Source organism: Paremcibacter congregatus (genome assembly GCF_006385135.1).
Taxonomy (GTDB): domain Bacteria; phylum Pseudomonadota; class Alphaproteobacteria; order Sphingomonadales; family Emcibacteraceae; genus Paremcibacter; species Paremcibacter congregatus.
In genome coordinates this window covers 3670351-3688128 of the sequence record NZ_CP041025.1, presented here as the reverse complement: position 1 = coordinate 3688128, position 17778 = coordinate 3670351, and the positions used below count along the sequence as shown (strand labels likewise).

Sequence of the window (17778 nt, the reverse complement as noted above, 5' to 3'; positions counted from 1 at the left end):
GGTTAATTGTTCGAGCAAACGGAGCGACAAAAAGTGGCTGAGACATTATTCAAAGAAGCGGTGCAGGTAAAAGACCATTCACGGGTGGAAACAAACCCGGAGCGCGACAGTCTGTTGACAGATTTCGGCAAGGCGACATTAACGGACCGTTATCTGATGCCGGGCGAGAATTTTCAGGACCTGTTTGCCCGGGTGGCGAGCTTCTATAGTGATGATCAGGCCCATGCCCAACGGCTGTATGATTATATCAGTCAGCTGTGGTTCATGCCGGCGACACCCGTTCTCAGCAACGGCGGCACCAAACGCGGTCTGCCGATTTCCTGTTTCCTCAATGAAGCCAATGACAGCCTGGCCGGTATTGTCGGTTTGTGGAATGAAAATGTCTGGCTTGCGTCCAAGGGCGGCGGCATTGGCAGCTATTGGGGCAATCTGCGCTCGATCGGCGAAGAAGTGTCCACCAATGGCAAGACATCCGGCATTATCCCTTTCATTCGGGTGATGGACAGTCAGACCCTGGCGATTTCCCAAGGGTCCCTGCGGCGCGGCAGTGCGGCGGTTTATCTGCCGATCAGTCATCCTGAAATAGAAGAATTTATTGAAATCCGTCGCCCGACCGGCGGTGATCCCAACCGCAAGGCGCTCAACCTGCATCATGGCATCGCCATTTCCGACGCCTTTATGCGGGCCGTGGAAAACGACGAAGAGTGGGCGTTGCTCAGCCCTCATGATCAAACGGTTCAGAAAACGGTTTCCGCCCGCAGCCTGTGGGTGCGTATCCTGACGGCCCGGATTGAAACGGGTGAGCCCTATATGCTGTTCAGTGATCATGTCAATAATGCCATTCCGGAACATCATAAACTGGCGGGTCTTAATGTGAAGACATCGAACCTTTGTTGCGAGATCACCTTGCCGACCGGCATGGATCATCTGGGCAAGGAGCGTACGGCGGTCTGTTGTCTGTCCTCGATCAATCTGGAAAAATATGACGAGTGGAAAAATAACGAACTGTTCATCACCGATCTGATGCGGTTCCTCGACAATGTGTTGCAGGATTTCATCGACCGCGCGCCGGACAGCATGTCCAAGGCCACCTATGCAGCCATGCGCGAACGGAGTGTCGGTCTCGGTGCCATGGGCTTCCACGGCTTCCTGCAGGAAAAAATGATCCCGTTTGAGTCTGTGATGGCCCAGGTGTGGAACAAGCGCATGTTCAAACATATTCAGGACGGGGTGGATTTTGCCTCAAAACTGCTGGCGGAAGAAAAGGGCGCCTGCCCGGATGCGGCCGATTATGGCATCATGGAGCGGTTTTCCAATAAGACCGCCATTGCGCCGACGGCCTCCATCTCGATCATTTGCGGCGGCGCGAGCCCCGGCATTGAGCCGATCGCGGCCAATAGTTTTACCCAGAAAACCCTGTCCGGCTCCTTCAATGTGCGCAGTCATGCCCTGACCAAGCTGTTGGAGAAAAAAGGCAAGAACACCGACGCCACATGGACATCCATTACCATTAATGGCGGATCGGTCCAGCATCTTGATTTCCTTGATGATCATGAAAAGGACGTGTTCAAGACCGCCTTTGAACTGGATCAGCGCTGGGTGGTCGAACATGCCGCCGATCGGGCGTCAATGGTTGATCAGGCCCAGTCGGTCAATATCTTCCTGCCGGCCGATGTTCATAAGCGCGATCTGCACCAGATTCATTTCCAGGCCTGGAAAAGAGGCGTGAAAAGTCTGTATTATTGCCGGTCCCTGTCGATCCAGCGGGCGGAAACCGTGGACAGTGCGTCGAATACCTCGAAAGAGGCGATGCTGAAAGCCATGGCCAAAGCCCAGGAAGAGAAACCGGATTACGAAGAATGTCTGTCGTGCCAATAGGCCGGCTCTCCCAGACCCACATATGAAATATTCAGTATAATTAAGGTAGTTGCGCCATGTCCCTTCTTAAGGAACGTATCTTTTATAAACCCTTCCAGTATCCCTGGGCTTATGACGCCTGGCTGACGCAGCAACGCATTCATTGGTTGCCGGAAGAAGTGCCGATGGCGGACGACGTCAAAGACTGGAACATGAAAATCACGGAGAGCGAGAAACATCTGTTGATGCAGATTTTCCGCTTTTTCACCCAGGCCGACGTGGAAGTGAACAACTGCTACATGCGGCATTATACCCGGGTGTTCAAGCCGACCGAGGTGCAGATGATGCTGGCGGCGTTTTCCAATATGGAAACCGTGCATGTGGCGGCCTACAGCCATTTGCTGGATACCCTCGGCATTCCGGATTCAGAATATGAAGCCTTCCTCAAATATGAGCAGATGAAGGATAAATATGATTATATGCAGATCTGGGGGGTGGATACCAAAGCCGATATTGCCAAGACTCTAGCGGTTTTCGGGGGCTTTACCGAAGGGTTGCAGCTGTTTGCCTCCTTCGCCATTCTGATGAATTTCCCGCGTTTCAACAAAATGAAAGGCATGGGCCAGATCGTCACCTGGTCGGTGCGCGATGAAACCCTGCATACCAACAGCATCATCCAGCTGTTTCATACCTTCATTCAGGAAAATCCTGAAATCTGGACCGATGAGTTGCAGGAAGAATTGACCGAGGCGTGCAAGACTGTGGTGTCGCATGAAGATGCTTTTATTGACCTTGCTTTCGAGATGGGCGATATTGAGGGACTGGCGGCGAAGGATGTTAAAAATTACATCCGCTATATTGCCGATCGTCGTCTGACGCAGTTGAATCTGGCGCCGATCTACTTTATCGGAATCAATCCGCTGCCTTGGATGGACGAAATTCTCAATGGGGTGGAGCATACCAACTTCTTTGAGAACCGCTCGACAGAATATTCCAAAGCGTCTACGCAGGGAACCTGGGGTGAGGCGTTTGACTAAGCGTATTCTGCACTGACTTACGTGTAGAACTAACCGGGGACAGTAGTGAGAGGAAGGGCGGCCATGGTGTATATGGTTGAGCGGCAGGATACTGATATTATCTCCGTTATTTTTAATGGTGCTGTCGCCCTGGCCGAACGCAAAGAGGCCGTCAACGCCGTTTGTTCTCTGTGTCATCCGAAAGAATCGCCCCGGATATTGGTTGATGTGCGCGAAATCACCATGAATATGTCACTGGATGAACAACAATATTTTGGGGAATATCTGGCAAATCGTGAGGAATTGGCGGACGCCAAGGTCGCGGTTCTGCACAATGGGAAAGATAACCCCAATGCGATTATTGACGCCTGTGCATATGGGGAAGGATATTATGTTGCTGAATTCAACCGGTTGCCAGAGGCCGTCGCCTGGCTGCAGGGGGCAATGAAGTAACAATTCTGTCGGGATTTCAAAGGAATGCCCGGAAGCAGCGTTTTACAAGTGTATCCCTCTCTGGATTGGGGGATGGCTGGTCCAGTAGCCGGGACCGCAAGACACAGGTACAGAGAGAACTCCATTGATGAAAGAGTTACGGATGCCAAAAAGAATCAAAAAAGAATATATCGCCCCCTGGGAAAAAGCCTTTGACCGGGTGTTTACCCCCCTGGAAGCCTTTATCCACCGCCAGACCACCAGTGGTATTCTTTTGATGCTGTCTGCGGTGGTGGCGCTCATTATCGCCAACGGCCCGTGGAGTGCAGCCTATCAGCATATCCTGCATTTGCCCTTCACCGTCGGTGTGCCTGGGTTTGAACTGTCAAAATCCCTGCATCACTGGATCAATGATGGTCTGATGGCGTTGTTCTTTTTTGTTGTCGGGCTGGAACTCAAGCGGGAAATACTGGTCGGGGAGCTGGCAGATGTGAGGCAGGCTCTGTTTCCGATCATGGCGGCGATCGGCGGTATGGTGGTGCCGGTTCTGGTCTATATAAGTTTTAATCCGGGCGGCGACGCCTTTCATGGCTGGGGTATTCCCATGGCGACGGATATCGCCTTTGCGCTGGGAACCCTGGCGCTACTCGGCAACCGGATTCCGAAAAACCTGCTGACCTTTCTGGTGGCGCTGGCGATCATTGACGATTTGGGGGCGGTGACCGTCATCGCGTTATTCTACACCGCTACGCTGAATTACACGGCGTTGGGACTGGTGGCCGCTGCGGTGGCCCTTCTGGCGGCGCTCAATCTTGGCGGGATTCGCAAACCCCTGCCTTATGTTCTTTTAGGTATTATCCTGTGGATTGCCATGCTGAAAAGTGGGGTGCATGCGACGCTGGCCGGGGTGATTCTGGCCTTCACCATCCCCATGCGACCCAAATATGATCCGGGGCGGTTTCTGCTGCAGATTGGCGAGAAAATTGGTCAAATTCGCCAGGCCTTTCACCAAGAAGAAAATATTTTGAAGAATGATGAGCTCCGGGCCCATATCCGGGCCTTGGGCAAAGGGGTGCAGCTGGTTCAGGCGCCGGCGCAGACCTTGGAACGCAATATGCATTTGCCGGTCGCTTATCTGGTGATTCCGATTTTTGCGCTGGCCAATGCCGGCATTCCGGTTGACTGGGCATCTCTGGGCAGTGTGATCACCCATCCGGTGTCGCTGGGTATTGCTGCCGGTCTGTTTCTCGGTAAACTCATTGGCATCACAGGGTTTGCCTGGGTGGCGGTCAAGCTGGGGGTTGCCGCCTTGCCCGACGGGCTTAATTTTCGTCATATCGTCGGGGTCGGCTTTATGGGGGGAATCGGGTTTACCATGTCGATCTTCATTGCCGAACTGGGCTTTGCCGGCGATCCGGAAAACCTGTTGATGGCGAAGACCGGCATTCTGGTGGCGTCTATTCTGGCGGGGATAAGTGGGTTTGTCTGGCTCTATTTCACGTCAGAAAAGCCGGCTGTGGGTGAGGATGCGACGGAAGCGCTTGAGCTGCACTAATGAAGGTCAGGGGGCGATGACGCTGCGCACAGAGGGCATAATGCGACGACTTACCGGAACATCTGTGTCAGTGGTGAGCTTGAGATAGCCGGTGCCGCCGGAACTGTGTAGCGCTGTGATAAAATCCGTATTGACGATGAAGGAGCGATGGACCCGCAGAAAAGTGCTGGGCAGTTGTGTCTCCAGATCCTTCAGGCTGCCACTGAACAGCTGCGGGTGTTTTTCCACGAAATAGAGTTCGACATAATCGCCGGCGGCTTGACAATGGGTGATGCTGTTAGTCGGTACCAAAGTTATCTTCCCCGCCTGGGCAATGGTGATTGTCTGCGGCTTGCGGGCCTGATCATTTTGATCCAGCTTGAATTGTAACCGAGCAACCTGGAGTTCTTCGGCTTTGCGTCGCGCCCGTTCCCGGCCAAATTCAAGGGCCTGTTGTGCAAAGAGAAAGCATAAGATGCCGGTGATGATATAATAATAAATGCTGTCATGAAAATAGGTGAAGGTTAGCAGAGTAGTGCCGCTGAAGACCGCAAAGGCCGCCACATATCTCCAAAGACGCCTCTCCCGCCTTTGAATGGTGACAAGAGCCAGGAGTACGGTGGCGCAGAGGGAAGGGATCAAGAAGGCCAGTGTCGTTTTTGCGTCGAAGCCTGGCGTGAGAATGACCGCCATCAGGGTGACAAGACCGCCGCCGCTGATCCAGGTAAGCATTTGTCGGCGGGCGAACCTGCGCGCCACATACCACAGGAGGCAAAGCCCAAATCCCAGAGCGAGACTGACAATAAGCAAGAGCCTGAGGTCATGCAGGGGATAGCTGTAACGGAACAGGGAGCGCGCCAGTTCCGCACCCAACTGTGCGGCGGCCAGACTGCACATCAGGAAAAACAAAAGATTATCAGGGCGCCGGTCTGCAGTGAGACTGGTGACCGCGAAATAGAGCGCTCCGAGAATAAGGGCCCCGAGGGGCACCAGCGACAGCCAGAGGTCCTGCGTGAAGAAAGCCTGGGGATCGGCATAGGGGGCAACGCCGATGAAATGCAGAGGACTTTGCAGATGAATAAAACCATGATGAGACGAAAGCTTTAAGACTACGTCATTCTCGACGCTGGTGAGCAGGGCGGGGGGAATATAAAATACCGTATCCATCTTTCCGGGGAATTCCTGATCCTTCCGCAGGTGGGGCGTCCCATTCTGGCCGAGATATTGTCCATTGAAATAGGCCTGGCTTGAGGTTTTGCCTAAGACGTAAAGCCCGTAAGGCCGGTCGGGTCGCTGTGTCTCCGGAGGAAGAAGAAACCTGAGCTTCACCCACAGGGCTGTGTTTTGAGGGTCAATTTGGGTCAGCGGCATCTGGCGGCAGGCGGGGGCCATAAAATCCGGCAGTGATGAAATGCCCGTGACCACCGGACAGACGAGGGCCTGCTCTTCCGGCCAGGCGATCGATTGCGCGGCGGCTGTGGAAATCAACAGCAGGAGAGCCAGCACAAGTGCGGTTATTTTACGTAACGGTTTCATAAGTGTCAGCATAGACGAAACTGGCCGGTAATGCGCTACCGTTTATCGGCACAGCACGACCGCTTATCGATTAGAGAGGAGAGAGTGCCTCTTTGACAGAGTGTCTCTGGGGAAGACGGGCTGGGGCGTAGTAGAATGCTTTCATGTTAAATTTTAGAAGGATCGTATCATGAAAATCTACTTTCTCCTTGCCCTTACAGGTGTTCTATTTGCTGGCGCACAGGGCGCTGTTCATGCGGGGGACGCCTTTCCCGGTGAAAAGGCCATCGTCTTTGAAACCATGGACGGGAAGAAGGCAGATGCTTTCGAAGGTGTGATCCAGATCCCTGAAAACCGGGCCAATCCAGACAGTCGGATGATTCCCCTCAACTATGTGCGTTTTCCCGCGACAGGAAAGACTCCCGGCAGCCCGATCATCTATCTGGCTGGCGGTCCGGGCGGTTCGGGCATTATGACCGCGAAATATCCACAGTTCCGCTTCCCACTTTTTATGGCGCTCCGGCAATATGGGGATGTTATCGCTTTGGATCAACGGGGCACTGGAGCGTCGAAAGCGGGTTTGACCTGTCGCTCGAGTAAGCGCTTGCCTCAGACCGAAGTTTTGACGGATGTTAAGGTAACGGCGCTCTACCGGGCGGCGGCGCAGGAATGTGTTGACCGCTGGAAAGATCAAGGTATTGACATTTACGGTTACACCACCTTGGAAAGCGTGCGCGATCTCGACGCGTTGCGGGAACATTTTCAGGCGCAGAAGATTACCCTCTGGGGGATTTCTTACGGCAGTCATCTGGCGCTTGCGGCTTTGAAACAGATCCCGGACCGGATTGAGAAAGTGGTGATCGCCAGCGCCGAAGGCCTCGATCAAACAGTTAAGCTGCCAGTGCGGACCGACGCCTATTTTGATCGTCTGCAGCAGGCCATCAACAGCCAACCGGCGGCGGCGGAGGCCTACCCGGATGTGAAGGCGATGATCCGGCGGGTGCACGAAAAACTCGACGCACAGCCCCTGGCCATCAAGATTCCGTTGAAAGACGGCGGTGCGCTCGATTTCTTGTTTCAGCGATCTCATATGCAGGGTCTCGCGTCGGGCATGATTGCCGATCCGGGCCGCGGTGCGCCGTATCTGCTGGGGCTTTATCGTTCGCTGGATCAAGGTGACACCGATATGCTGGTGATGGAGTTGAAACGCGGTTATTTTAACGATCCAGTGATTTCCTTTACCGCCATGTCTTTTGGCATGGATATCGCGTCCGGTATAACGCCAGCCCGCCATGTCCTGATCAGGGAACAGTCGAAAACGTCATTATTGGGCCTGATGTTGAATTTTCCCATGCCGCAGCTGGATCGCGTTGTGGACGGACTAGATCTTGGGGATGACTTTCGGCGTGCGCCGGTGAGTGATGTGCCGACTCTGTTGTTGACCGGCACCCTCGACGGCAGAACTTATGTGGAGGGACAGCGGGAGGCGACGGCGGGTTTGTCCAATCTCACCCAGGTCACGGTGGTCAACGGAGGCCATAATCTGTTTATGCTGTCGCCGGAGGTGACTGAGGTGATCGGGACGTTTCTGAGCGGGGAGGAGGTTCGGCGTACAGAGATTATAGTACCGCTTCCTTCTTTCATAAAATAACAAGCGGGGCGTTAGTCCTCACTGATGCGGGAGACCCGCGCCAGTGAGGGAGATGCAGTGCTTATAACGGAGTGACTTTGGCCCGGCCGCGCTGAATGCTGCCCCGGCTTTCGATTCTATCGAACCAGGCTTTCGCATGGGGAAAATCATTCCAGGAAAAATCCAGATGCTCTACCTGTTCAATATAGGCAAAGGCGAAAAGATCTGCGATCGTCAGTTGATCACCGCAAAGATAAGTATGTTCCGCGAGATGTGTGTCGACAATTGCCATCTGGGTTAAGGCGAATTTTCGAGCTTCGGCGCATTTTTCCATATTAGGCTCGCCCATTTGAGCCTTTACCTTGATGACGTTTTCAAAATATTGCGTGTTGAGCCAATGCCCGAGATGAACGCTGAAGAAGTCCATCCATTGATCAACCTTGGCGCGGTCCATGGGATCGGCGGGATAGCTGTCGGAGCCTGCAGCGTTGGCGAGGTAACGGCAGATGGCCCCGGATTCGAACAGGCTCTCATCCCCAACCTGCAGCACGGGAACTTTGCCGACAGGGTTCAGTTTCAGGAAATCGTCCTGGCGTTGCTCGCCTTTGAATAAATCTACCAGATGAAAATCATAGTCCGTACCCAGCTCTTCCAGAGTATAGAGGCATTTAAGAGTGTTCTGAGTGTAAAATCCAAATAAACGGGTCATAGTGCGGCTTCCTATAGATTAGCTTGTGTTTTGCAAGTAAAATAAGGATAACAGGTTACTTGTATAAAACAAGTGAAAAAAGTAGACTATTTTCATGGACCAAAAAAGACGCTCTTATTGCCCCGTGACGTTTGCCCTAGATGTGATTGGCGACAAATGGAGTCTGCTTATCTTGCGGGATATCCTGCTGATGGAGAAGCGATTCTATCATGAGTTCGCCCAGTCAAAGGAAGGTATTTCGACCAATATCCTGGCCAACAGACTGAGCCGGCTGGAAGGGGCTGGCATTGTGACAAAGGAAAGAGACAGCGCGGATAAAAAACGTTTTATCTATCGACCCACGGAAAAGGGGCTGGATCTTCTGCCGGTGGTGATGGCGATGGTGCAATGGAGCCTCAAATATGACCCGGACACCAAGGTTCCGCAAAGTCGAATGGACGAAATGAATCAGGACCTGATCGGCTATATGGCGCAGATCAGGTCCCGGTTTCAGGAATAGCGCGGGTCGGCGCCTATTTTTTTCGCCAGTTGGCGAGGATCGCCTGTGCTTCATCCTTGTCTGCAAAATTCTTGCGTGACGCCAGGGCCTCGGTCAGAAGTTTACGGGCTTCGCTGCGGCGGTTGAGCTTGTCGAGCGTGATGGCCAGATGATATTTAATTTCCGGGTCGCTGAAATGCAGGACCATGGCCTTGCGCAGCAGCGGCAGCGCCGCCTCCGGGTTATCAAGCCGGGTTTCGATCCAGGCGAGCGTATCCATGATATTGGCGTTGTCTGGCATCAGTTCATGGGCCTTGCGGGCATATTCAAGGGCCTTGTCTTTCGTCCCGGCGAGAAAATGAATATTGGCGGCATTATTCAGGACCACCGGCATATCGGGATTGTCCTGGACCAGTTTTTCATGAAATACGACAGCCGTGTCTATTTGACCTGCCCGTCGGTAGGCGGCTCCCAGGCTGAGCGCAGAGCGGATATCTTCGGGGTATTTCTGATACCAGTCTTCGAGAACACGAATGGCTTCCTTGTCGTCACCAAGTCCGGCATGGGCTTTATATAATCCCATGATAGCCACAGGATTGTCACCAATCCTGAGGGCGGCATGATATGCCTCCCGGGCCTGGGTATAGTTTTTCAACGCCAGATGCAAATCACCGGACAGAATATCCGCCGCCGGGCTGGTTTTTTCAGATAATTTGCGGACTTGTGCAATCATGGCAAAGCCGCTGGCCTTATTTTTGTCCTCTATGGCCATGCGGATCAGGGCGATATAGGCGTCGATCAGGTTTTCATCCCAGACGATGGCTTTTTGCAGGTTTTTGGTTGCGGAGGCCCGGTCATTGATGCGCAATTGCGCCTTGGCCAGGGTCAGCAGCGCTTCACCGCGGTTGGTGTCGTAATCGACCGCGCGCTTCAGGCTTTCAATGGCGTCGGCGGGTTTGCCGGCCTGTTGATATAATTTACCCTGCAATTGATAGGCTTCGGCGCTTTCCGGGTTGCTGTCGATATATTCGGTGGTGGCAGCCAGAGAGGATTTGACGTCCTGGTTCATCAGGTAGCCCTGGACCAGATGCTGCAGAACGAGGAAATCCTTGCTGTTTACGGAATGGGCTTTCTTATACCAGAAGAGTGCATTCTTGCTGTCCTGCAAACCTTTATAAATATTGCCGAGTTCCAGCATCAGAACCGGGCTGTCGGGCAGGTCTTCCAGTTTTGTTTTCAGGCTGGAAATCGCCTGGGTCGTCTGGCCTTCGACCACATCCATGCGGGCCAGATGCAGCAGGCTGGTTAGATCATCCTTGTTCAGGGACTGGACCCGTTCATAGATTTCCCGCGCCTTTTTGTGGTTGCCGGCGAGCCCCATGGCGGTGCCATAAAGGTTGAGGAAATAGGTGTTGTCCGGTTCCTTCTCCAGCAGTTTTTCGGCGATTTCAACCGCTTTGGCGGTGTTGCCGGATTGTTGGTAGGCCTTGATCAGTAACAATTTCACATCACGGGACGAGAAATTATGTTCTTCGGCTTTCAGCAGATTGTTGATGGCGTCATCAAAGGACCCTGCCGCCATTTTCCCCCGCGCCAGATTGGTGAGACTTTCAGAGGAATCCGGCAACAGTTTGGTCACCCGTTCAAGGTAAATATTCGCCCGTTCCACATTGCCGATCTGGAGATAGGCCATGCCCAGCAGGGTCAGGATGGTCGGGTTGTTGGGTTGATCCCGGTTGGCGTCGGCAAGCACGGCATTGGCGGCGAGCGGCTTGCCCGCCTTGAGCTCAAGGGCGCCCAGCAGACGTTTGGCCCCGATGTCATTGCGTTCGATCTTGAGGTATTTATGCAGATTATCACGGGCCTCGTCTATATTGCCAAACTGAAAGTTGGTCAGGCCGGAGAGATAATAATAGGTCGGGTTGGCTTCCATGACTTCTGGCGGCACGGCCCGCAGGATATTGATCACTTCGGTCATGGTGCTGCTTGAAGTGGCATAATCTCCCTGAGCGGCATTGATAATAGCCTTGAGGTATTTGGCCCGGGGTTCGCGCGGGATGAGATCGAGAATGAAATTCACGTCTTTTTCCGCGTCGTCAAAATTCTTGGCGTCGATCAGCAGGGCCGCGCGGGTCAGGCGGATCAGAACATTTTTATTGTCAAGCGCCATGGCTTCGTTGATGGCGCTCATCGCCTCATCGCGGAAACCGCGCAGTTTATAAATCTTGGCTTTCAGTATCCAGCTGTTGGCGTGGCTGGCGTCGAGCGCCAGGGCGGCATCGACATATTGCATGGCCTCGGCGAAATTCTTGTGCACGGCGGCCACCTGGGCCAGTCCCAGTTGCGCCTGATAAAGATAAGGATTGCGGGCCAGGGCGGCTTCGAAATTCTGTTTGGCGTTGGCGAGTTTCTTGTTGGCGAAATAGGCCCGGCCGCGCAGATAGGAGATGTCCGCCTCGACGCTATTGTCGCGGTTGCCATTGCGGATGACATCAAGAAGATAGTCGTTCTTTCCTTGCAAAATATAGGCGTGCCCGAACAGCACCACCAGCCGGTCTTCGTCGGCCCCGCGTTCCTGGGCGTAATTAAGTTCAATCTCGGCCCCGGCGCCGTCACCGTTGCTGATCAGAATTTCAGCCATAAGGATGCGGGATGGCAGATGTCCGGGGTAAGCCTGAAGCGCATTCTTCAAATGAATGGCGGCGGCGGCTGTCTCGCCGGAATGAAATTTAATCCGCGCCTTTTCATAAGACTGTTCGGCCTGTCTGGGTTGGAGCGTGGTCTGAGCCACGGCGGCTGCCGGGTTGGAGGCCGCGGCGAGGATGACGCCACTACACAGGGCGGTATAGCCCATTGTCCGCAGACGTTTCATCCAGCGCGCGCCAGAGTCACGGTTGTGTGAATGGGGTACTTCAGTCTTCTGCATTCTATGCCTTTCCAGCGCTGTTGGCGCGTGCATTTTCTTGTCGTGTTACAGGAACGGTCCTGTGGTTTTTCCTCTTGCTGACGGATCATACAGGCAAATATGTTACAAAATATCTAACGTTTGACAATCAGGAATAATTTTTTAAGGAGGTGAGGGAGCTTTAAAAATAAGGCTGCAGGTTGTCTCATTTTGAAACAAGTCGCGTTAAAACTGTCAGGAATCTTTACAATAACTTGAACCTTCCCCTAATTTATATTTCTAAGTCATTGATATTAAACATTATGGATTCTTTGGCATGGAAATTGCTAGGTTGCTGTCATGTAAAATGAATCCCGGCGACCTGGTATTGTATAGGACGCCCAATGAAACAGGCGGAATTAATGACCTTAAAGAAACTGTATTTAGTGGCAAGTCTGCTGGCGGCAGGAGTGATGTCGGCAGAGGCAAGTGAGATTATTGAAGATAATTATATCGGCAGAGGAAATTCTCATGATGTAATTGGGGGCTCTGATTTTGATGTTTCCCAGATGACGGTATCGCGCAACGCTGCAGGTATTATGACCGTGCGGATTGATACGAAGTTTGTTGATATTAACGGTGTGAGCCAGAATGATGGTCGCTACTATTATGGCGATTTGTTCATGAGTACAGGCGGGTGGAATCCAAGTGGCACATTAGGAAACAAATATGCCTATGATAATGCTTACCGCAACGATACGCCGTGGGATTATGTTTATGACCTGAATGGCGCCCGCTATGATTCGGGCAGTTTCACGAACACCACAGACGCGCGTCTTATGAAACTGAAAAATGATTTTGACCCAGTGGATGATACTACATTTGGTAATGTCCGCGCCGGCCACATGTATTTGGCGGATAATTCAGCTTTTGACAGCACCGTCGGCGGGGGCAGTGTTGAGGCCAACAGAGGTGGCAATTTCCTGGAATTTGTTTTTGATGTTTCCGGCACCGACCTGGCCAGTGCCGAACAGATCGCCTTTCACTGGACCATGTCCTGCGCCAATGACATCATTGAGGGCATGGCGAGTTTCACCCCGACAGAAACACCGGAGCCTGCGGCTTTGGGTCTGTTGGGTCTGGGTCTTTTTGGAATGGGGGTATCCCGGCGGCGCAGAAAGGCCGCATAATATAATATAAACGGGACACTTAAAATAATGGCCTCCGGTTTTCCGGGGGCTTTTTTTTGTGGGGTGTCGTTTTGTGCGTGGAAATAGCGGGATTTAGGTAAAATTTTAGCAAAAGATTCATACAACTTTTAATCTTCATTGTCATAAAGGGCCCATGACACGGATGAGCATGCGGACCATATGCTGAATATGAGGGCAGTTCCCGGAAAAGACAATGAAGAAGGAAAAGGGAATGAATTCCCATGTTTGATAAAAAAGTAATCGCTATTCTCGGCCTGTTGGCAACCATCAGTTTGCCGGCTCTTGGATCTGATATTATTATCGATAATGCGCCGGGCAGTGCCAACGGCAACGGCGGGGCCTTTTCCTATATCGGTGACGGGAACGCCAACGATCACATTGGCGGGTCCAATTTCGATGTATACAACATGACCGTCAACCGCAGTGATGCCGGCCTGATGACCGTGCGGATCAATACGGCCTTTGTCGATGTTAATGGTGTGCGTCAGAACAGCGGTCGTTACTATTATGGCGACTTGTTCATGAGCACCAGCGGCTGGAACCCAACGGGGAATGCCGCCGATGGATACCAGCAGGATGACGCCTTTGACACCGGCACCCGCTGGGACCATGTCTACAGCCTGGATCAGGTGCGGGGCAATACCGGATCTTTTCTTGACAGCACGGGGGGGACGTTGGCGGCATTGGCCGATTATGACCTGAATGCCAGTGAACAGGTCTGCGTCAAAAGGCATTGGAAGGGCTGGTGCAAGAAATATGAAACCCAGTATACGGACCGCGATAATTTCGATTATGGCAGTGATCGCAAAGACTACAAGTCCAAGCATCTTTACAAGGTCGCCGATTCAGCCGCCTTTGATTATGGCCAAGGCCTGACCACTGGCAGCGTGGAAGCCAACACGGGCGGCAATTTTCTGGAATTTGTTTTTGATGTTTCCGGAACAGACCTGGCCAGCGCTGAACAGATTGCATTCCACTGGACCATGTCCTGTGCCAATGATGTGATTGAAGGGGTGGTAAATCTGGCCCAGGCAACCCGGACGCCGGAACCTTTCGCGGCGGGATTGTTGCTGGTCGGCCTGGGGGGCTTCTCTTTGTTGCGTCGCCGCCGACAAAGCTGAATCTGTCGACAATTTACTTGATCTTCGTCTGTGGATCATGATGATACGGGCTCTTGTAAAGGATCCTGTATGACAACATCGCTTTCTAAAATTCTGGCCTGTGGCATTATTCTGACCGGTACGATTATTGGTCTGGCGGGCATTGATCTTGTCTTGCCGGCGGTGCCTTTGCTGCCGGAAATTTTCAACAGTGGTATCGGTGAAGTCCAATTGGTGCTCGCGGCTTATGTCGTCGGGGCCAGCGGCGGATTTCTTGTCTTTGGCATCATTGCCAGCCGGTTGGACCGACGCAAGATTTTTCTCGGGTCGATCGCCAGTTTCGGTCTTCTTTCATTGCTGTGTATCTATGCCGAAAATATTTGGGTATTAGTGATATTGCGCTTTTTCCAGGGCTTTATGTCCAGTGCGCCGGCGGTGATCGCGCCGGGAATGATTCGACAGCTTTTTTCCGAAGTGGGGGCGGTGCGGGCCATCAGTCTGGTCGGCAGTATTGAATCCCTGGTGCCGGCGCTGGCGCCGATTGCGGGATTATGGCTGCTGAGTCAGTATGGCTGGACCGGGTCTTTCTGGGTGACGGGCGGGGCGGCGCTGATCCTGACGCTCATTCTGGTGGTGCGGCCCCGCATTCTGCCGGGGCATCCGGCCCGGGCGTCACGGGATCTCGGGGGGTATGGCAAATTATTATGCAATCCGACCTATCTGCGCTATGGACTCAGTCACGGGCTGATCCTCGGGGGGTTGCTGGTGTTTGTCTTTTCCATTCCGGTGGTGATGATTGAAACGATGGGGGGCACCATTGAGAATTTTATTTATATGCAGGTCTGTGGGGTCACAACCTTTATCATTTTATCCAATGTCGCCGGTTCTCTGGTCAGGCGGTTCGGACCGGAAATCCTGATCAGTGTGGGCAGTTATATGGGCGGGCTCAGCGTGATCTTCATCATTGGGTATGCGGCATTTGGCGGCAATGATCCTCTGGTTCTGATTCCGGCCTTTGTGCCGCTGAATGCGGGGCTGGGGCTGCGCGGTGGAGTGGGCTTTATGCGGGCGCTACAGGCGGCAGGAGATGACGACGCGCGGGGATCGGCCCTGATCATCCTCAGTGTTACCTTGGTCGCCGGGGCTGGCACAGCGATTTTGGCGCCTTTTCTGGCCCAGGGCCTGTTGATTCTGTCGCTGGGCACAGGGGTATTGATTTCCGCGGGCATTCTTCTGGTGGTTCTGATCCCGCCCTTGGGGGAAGGCATCAGTCAGAAAAGCGGCCAGACGCCTTAAATCGCCGCCGCCAGCCGGGTGCCCTGATCAATGGCGCGCTTGGCGTCAAGTTCCGCTGCGACATCGGCGCCTCCGATCAACTGATAGGGTTTTTCGAGCCCATTAACAAGATCGCGCAACGGCGTCTGTCCGGCGCAGAGAATGACATTGTCCACCTCAAGAATATGGTCTTCCCCGTTGCTGGTGTAATGCAGACCCTGATCATCAATCTTGTGGTATGTGCAGCCGCGGATCATCTGGATTCCTTTATGTTTGAGCCCGGTGCGGTGGGCCCAGCCACTGGTCTTGCCGAGGCCGGCGCCGACTTTTGACTCTTTGCGTTGCATCAGACTGATCTGGCGGGGGGACGGGGACGATTTTGGTGTAACGCCTTCAACACCACCCCGGGCGGAGAAGGTCATGTCGATGCCCCATTCGGCCATGAAGGTCGGGATGTCGAGACTTGGGCTGCTGGTCCCGTGGCTAAGTAGTTCGGCCACGTCGAAACCGATGCCGCCGGCGCCGATGATGGCGACTTTATCACCGACCGGGGCGCCCTGAATCACATCACGGTATATCATGGTCTTGGGATGATCGATGCCCTCAATATCGGGAAGACGCGGGCTGATGCCGGTGGCGACAATGACCTGATCAAAATCGCTGTCATTCAGGTCCTGTGCCGTGACCGGGTTATTCAGTTTCAAGGTTACTCCTGTGAGTTCGATCTGACGGGCGAAATAGCGCAGGGTTTCGCTGAATTCTTCCTTGCCGGGAATTTTCTTGGCGAGATTGAACTGACCGCCAATCTCACAGGCCGCATCATAAAGTGTGACATGATGTCCACGGCGGGCGGCGGTGGTGGCATAGGCAAGGCCGGCGGGGCCGGCGCCGACCACGGCAATCTTTTGCGGGTGATCTGTGGGCGTAATGGTCAGCTCTGTTTCATGGCAGGCGGTGGGGTTGACCAGGCAGCTGGAAATCTTGCCGACAAAAATATGATCAAGACAGGCCTGATTGCAGGCAATACAGGTATTGATTTCGTCGGCCCGGCCTTCGCGCGCCTTGTTGACAAATTCCGGATCGGCGAGGAAGGGCCGCGCCATGGACACCATATCGGCGTCGCCGCGGGCGAGCACCTCTTCGGCGATTTCCGGCGTATTGATGCGGTTGGAAGTGATTACCGGAATGTGGAGTGCTTTTTTAAATTCGGCGGTGACCCAGGTAAAGGCGGCCCGGGGCACTTTGGTGATGATGGTCGGAATGCGGGCTTCATGCCAGCCGATGCCGGTGTTGATCAGGGTGGCGCCGGCTTTTTCTATGGCCAGACCCAGTTCAATAATCTCGTCATGGCTGCTACCGCCTTCGACCAGGTCGAGCATGGACAGGCGGTAGATGATGATGAATTTTTCCCCTACCGCGTCACGCACCCGACGGACGACCTCGACCGGTAGACGGATGCGGTTTTCGTAATTTCCGCCCCAGGCGTCGTTGCGTTTGTTGGTGCGCGTTACAATGAACTGATTGAGGAAATAGCCCTCGGACCCCATGATTTCGACCCCGTCATAACCGGCTTTTTGCGCCAGGGTGGCGGACCGGATGAAATCTTTGATCTGTTGCTCAATCTCGTCTTCGGTCACTTCATGCGGGACAAAAGGGTTGATCGGCGCCTTGATCGGTGACGGGGCGATTAATTTATCATTATAGGCATAACGGCCGGTGTGGAGAATCTGCATGCAGATCTTGCCGTCTTCCGCATGGACCGCATCGGTGATAACCTTGTGAAAGGCGACATCTTCGTCGGTTTCCATGATCCGGGCCCCGGCATGGACAGAGGCTTCGTGATTGGGCCCAATTCCGCCCGTGACCATCAGGGCCACCCCGCCCCGGGCGCGGGCCGCGAAATAGGCCGCCTGACGATGATTGCCGTCCTTGGCTTCTTCCAGTCCTGTATGCATGGACCCCATCAGAACCCGGTTTTTCAATGTGGTAAAGCCCAGGTCGAGCGGTTCCAGAAGATGGGGGTAAGTCGAAGCGGTCATGAGAAGGTCCTTTACCAGCACAATTTATAACTATTAGATATATAACAGCGTAATTTGACACTGTCAAGATTGAGTGCTAGGCTTGATTGAAAACATAG

General features: G+C 53.5%; 13 protein-coding genes. 9 read left to right on the top strand and 4 right to left on the bottom strand.

Annotated features, from left to right (window positions below; translation table 11 throughout):
- Nucleotides 1–60: 60 nt before the first annotated feature.
- From FIV45_RS16280 to nhaA, 4 genes are all read left to right on the top strand, one after another.
- Nucleotides 61–1878: a ribonucleoside-diphosphate reductase subunit alpha gene (locus FIV45_RS16280; RefSeq protein ID WP_412973726.1), complete on the top strand. Its 1818-nt coding sequence runs from the start codon at nt 61–63 to the stop codon at nt 1876–1878.
- Between the two features lie 56 nt (nt 1879–1934).
- Nucleotides 1935–2894 (top strand): ribonucleotide-diphosphate reductase subunit beta, encoded by a 960-nt coding sequence (locus FIV45_RS16275; protein ID WP_099473495.1) that lies wholly within the window; start codon nt 1935–1937, stop codon nt 2892–2894.
- A gap of 63 nt (nt 2895–2957) precedes the next feature.
- The gene (locus FIV45_RS16270) at nt 2958–3326 is read left to right on the top strand and encodes a hypothetical protein (protein WP_099473493.1); all 369 of its coding nucleotides are present in this window, start codon (nt 2958–2960) and stop codon (nt 3324–3326) included.
- Between the two features lie 142 nt (nt 3327–3468).
- Nucleotides 3469–4860, top strand: coding sequence for a Na+/H+ antiporter NhaA (nhaA, locus tag FIV45_RS16265; RefSeq protein WP_204602235.1), 1392 nt, complete (start codon nt 3469–3471; stop codon nt 4858–4860).
- 6 nt (nt 4861–4866) lie between these two features.
- On the opposite strand, the gene FIV45_RS16260 is transcribed toward nhaA, so the two are convergent.
- Nucleotides 4867–6387 carry a LytTR family DNA-binding domain-containing protein gene (locus tag FIV45_RS16260; RefSeq protein ID WP_099473489.1) on the bottom strand — a complete coding sequence of 507 codons (1521 nt, stop codon included), beginning with the start codon at nt 6385–6387 and terminating at the stop codon, nt 4867–4869.
- A gap of 157 nt (nt 6388–6544) precedes the next feature.
- Between FIV45_RS16260 and FIV45_RS16255 the strand changes: the two genes are divergently transcribed.
- Entirely contained in the window at nt 6545–8005 is a 1461-nt protein-coding gene (locus tag FIV45_RS16255; protein WP_099473487.1) for an alpha/beta fold hydrolase, read from the top strand.
- Between the two features lie 61 nt (nt 8006–8066).
- Here the strand turns inward: FIV45_RS16255 and FIV45_RS16250 are convergent, their stop codons facing one another.
- Entirely contained in the window at nt 8067–8693 is a 627-nt protein-coding gene (locus FIV45_RS16250; RefSeq protein ID WP_099473485.1) for a glutathione S-transferase family protein, read from the bottom strand.
- A 94-nt stretch (nt 8694–8787) separates the two neighbouring features.
- Between FIV45_RS16250 and FIV45_RS16245 the strand changes: the two genes are divergently transcribed.
- Nucleotides 8788–9192 (top strand): winged helix-turn-helix transcriptional regulator, encoded by a 405-nt coding sequence (locus tag FIV45_RS16245; RefSeq protein ID WP_099473484.1) that lies wholly within the window; start codon nt 8788–8790, stop codon nt 9190–9192.
- Nucleotides 9193–9205: 13 nt separating this feature from the next.
- Here FIV45_RS16245 and prsT read toward each other — a convergent pair whose 3' ends face one another.
- The gene (gene prsT / locus FIV45_RS16240; RefSeq protein WP_165777034.1) at nt 9206–12097 is read right to left on the bottom strand and encodes an XrtA/PEP-CTERM system TPR-repeat protein PrsT; all 2892 of its coding nucleotides are present in this window, start codon (nt 12095–12097) and stop codon (nt 9206–9208) included.
- Nucleotides 12098–12477: 380 nt separating this feature from the next.
- Between prsT and FIV45_RS16235 the strand changes: the two genes are divergently transcribed.
- The 3 genes from FIV45_RS16235 to FIV45_RS16225 all read left to right on the top strand — a co-directional run bounded on the left by FIV45_RS16235 (nt 12478) and on the right by FIV45_RS16225 (nt 15662).
- Nucleotides 12478–13245, top strand: coding sequence for a PEP-CTERM sorting domain-containing protein (locus FIV45_RS16235; protein ID WP_099473791.1), 768 nt, complete (start codon nt 12478–12480; stop codon nt 13243–13245).
- Nucleotides 13246–13487: 242 nt separating this feature from the next.
- Entirely contained in the window at nt 13488–14387 is a 900-nt protein-coding gene (locus FIV45_RS16230) for a PEP-CTERM sorting domain-containing protein (protein ID WP_099473480.1), read from the top strand.
- Between the two features lie 69 nt (nt 14388–14456).
- Nucleotides 14457–15662 (top strand): MFS transporter, encoded by a 1206-nt coding sequence (locus FIV45_RS16225; RefSeq protein WP_099473478.1) that lies wholly within the window; start codon nt 14457–14459, stop codon nt 15660–15662.
- Here FIV45_RS16225 and FIV45_RS16220 read toward each other — a convergent pair.
- The gene (locus tag FIV45_RS16220; protein ID WP_099473475.1) at nt 15659–17680 is read right to left on the bottom strand and encodes an NADPH-dependent 2,4-dienoyl-CoA reductase; all 2022 of its coding nucleotides are present in this window, start codon (nt 17678–17680) and stop codon (nt 15659–15661) included. The two genes, FIV45_RS16225 and FIV45_RS16220, sit on opposite strands and share 4 nt — an antisense overlap.
- Nucleotides 17681–17778: the final 98 nt, after the last annotated feature.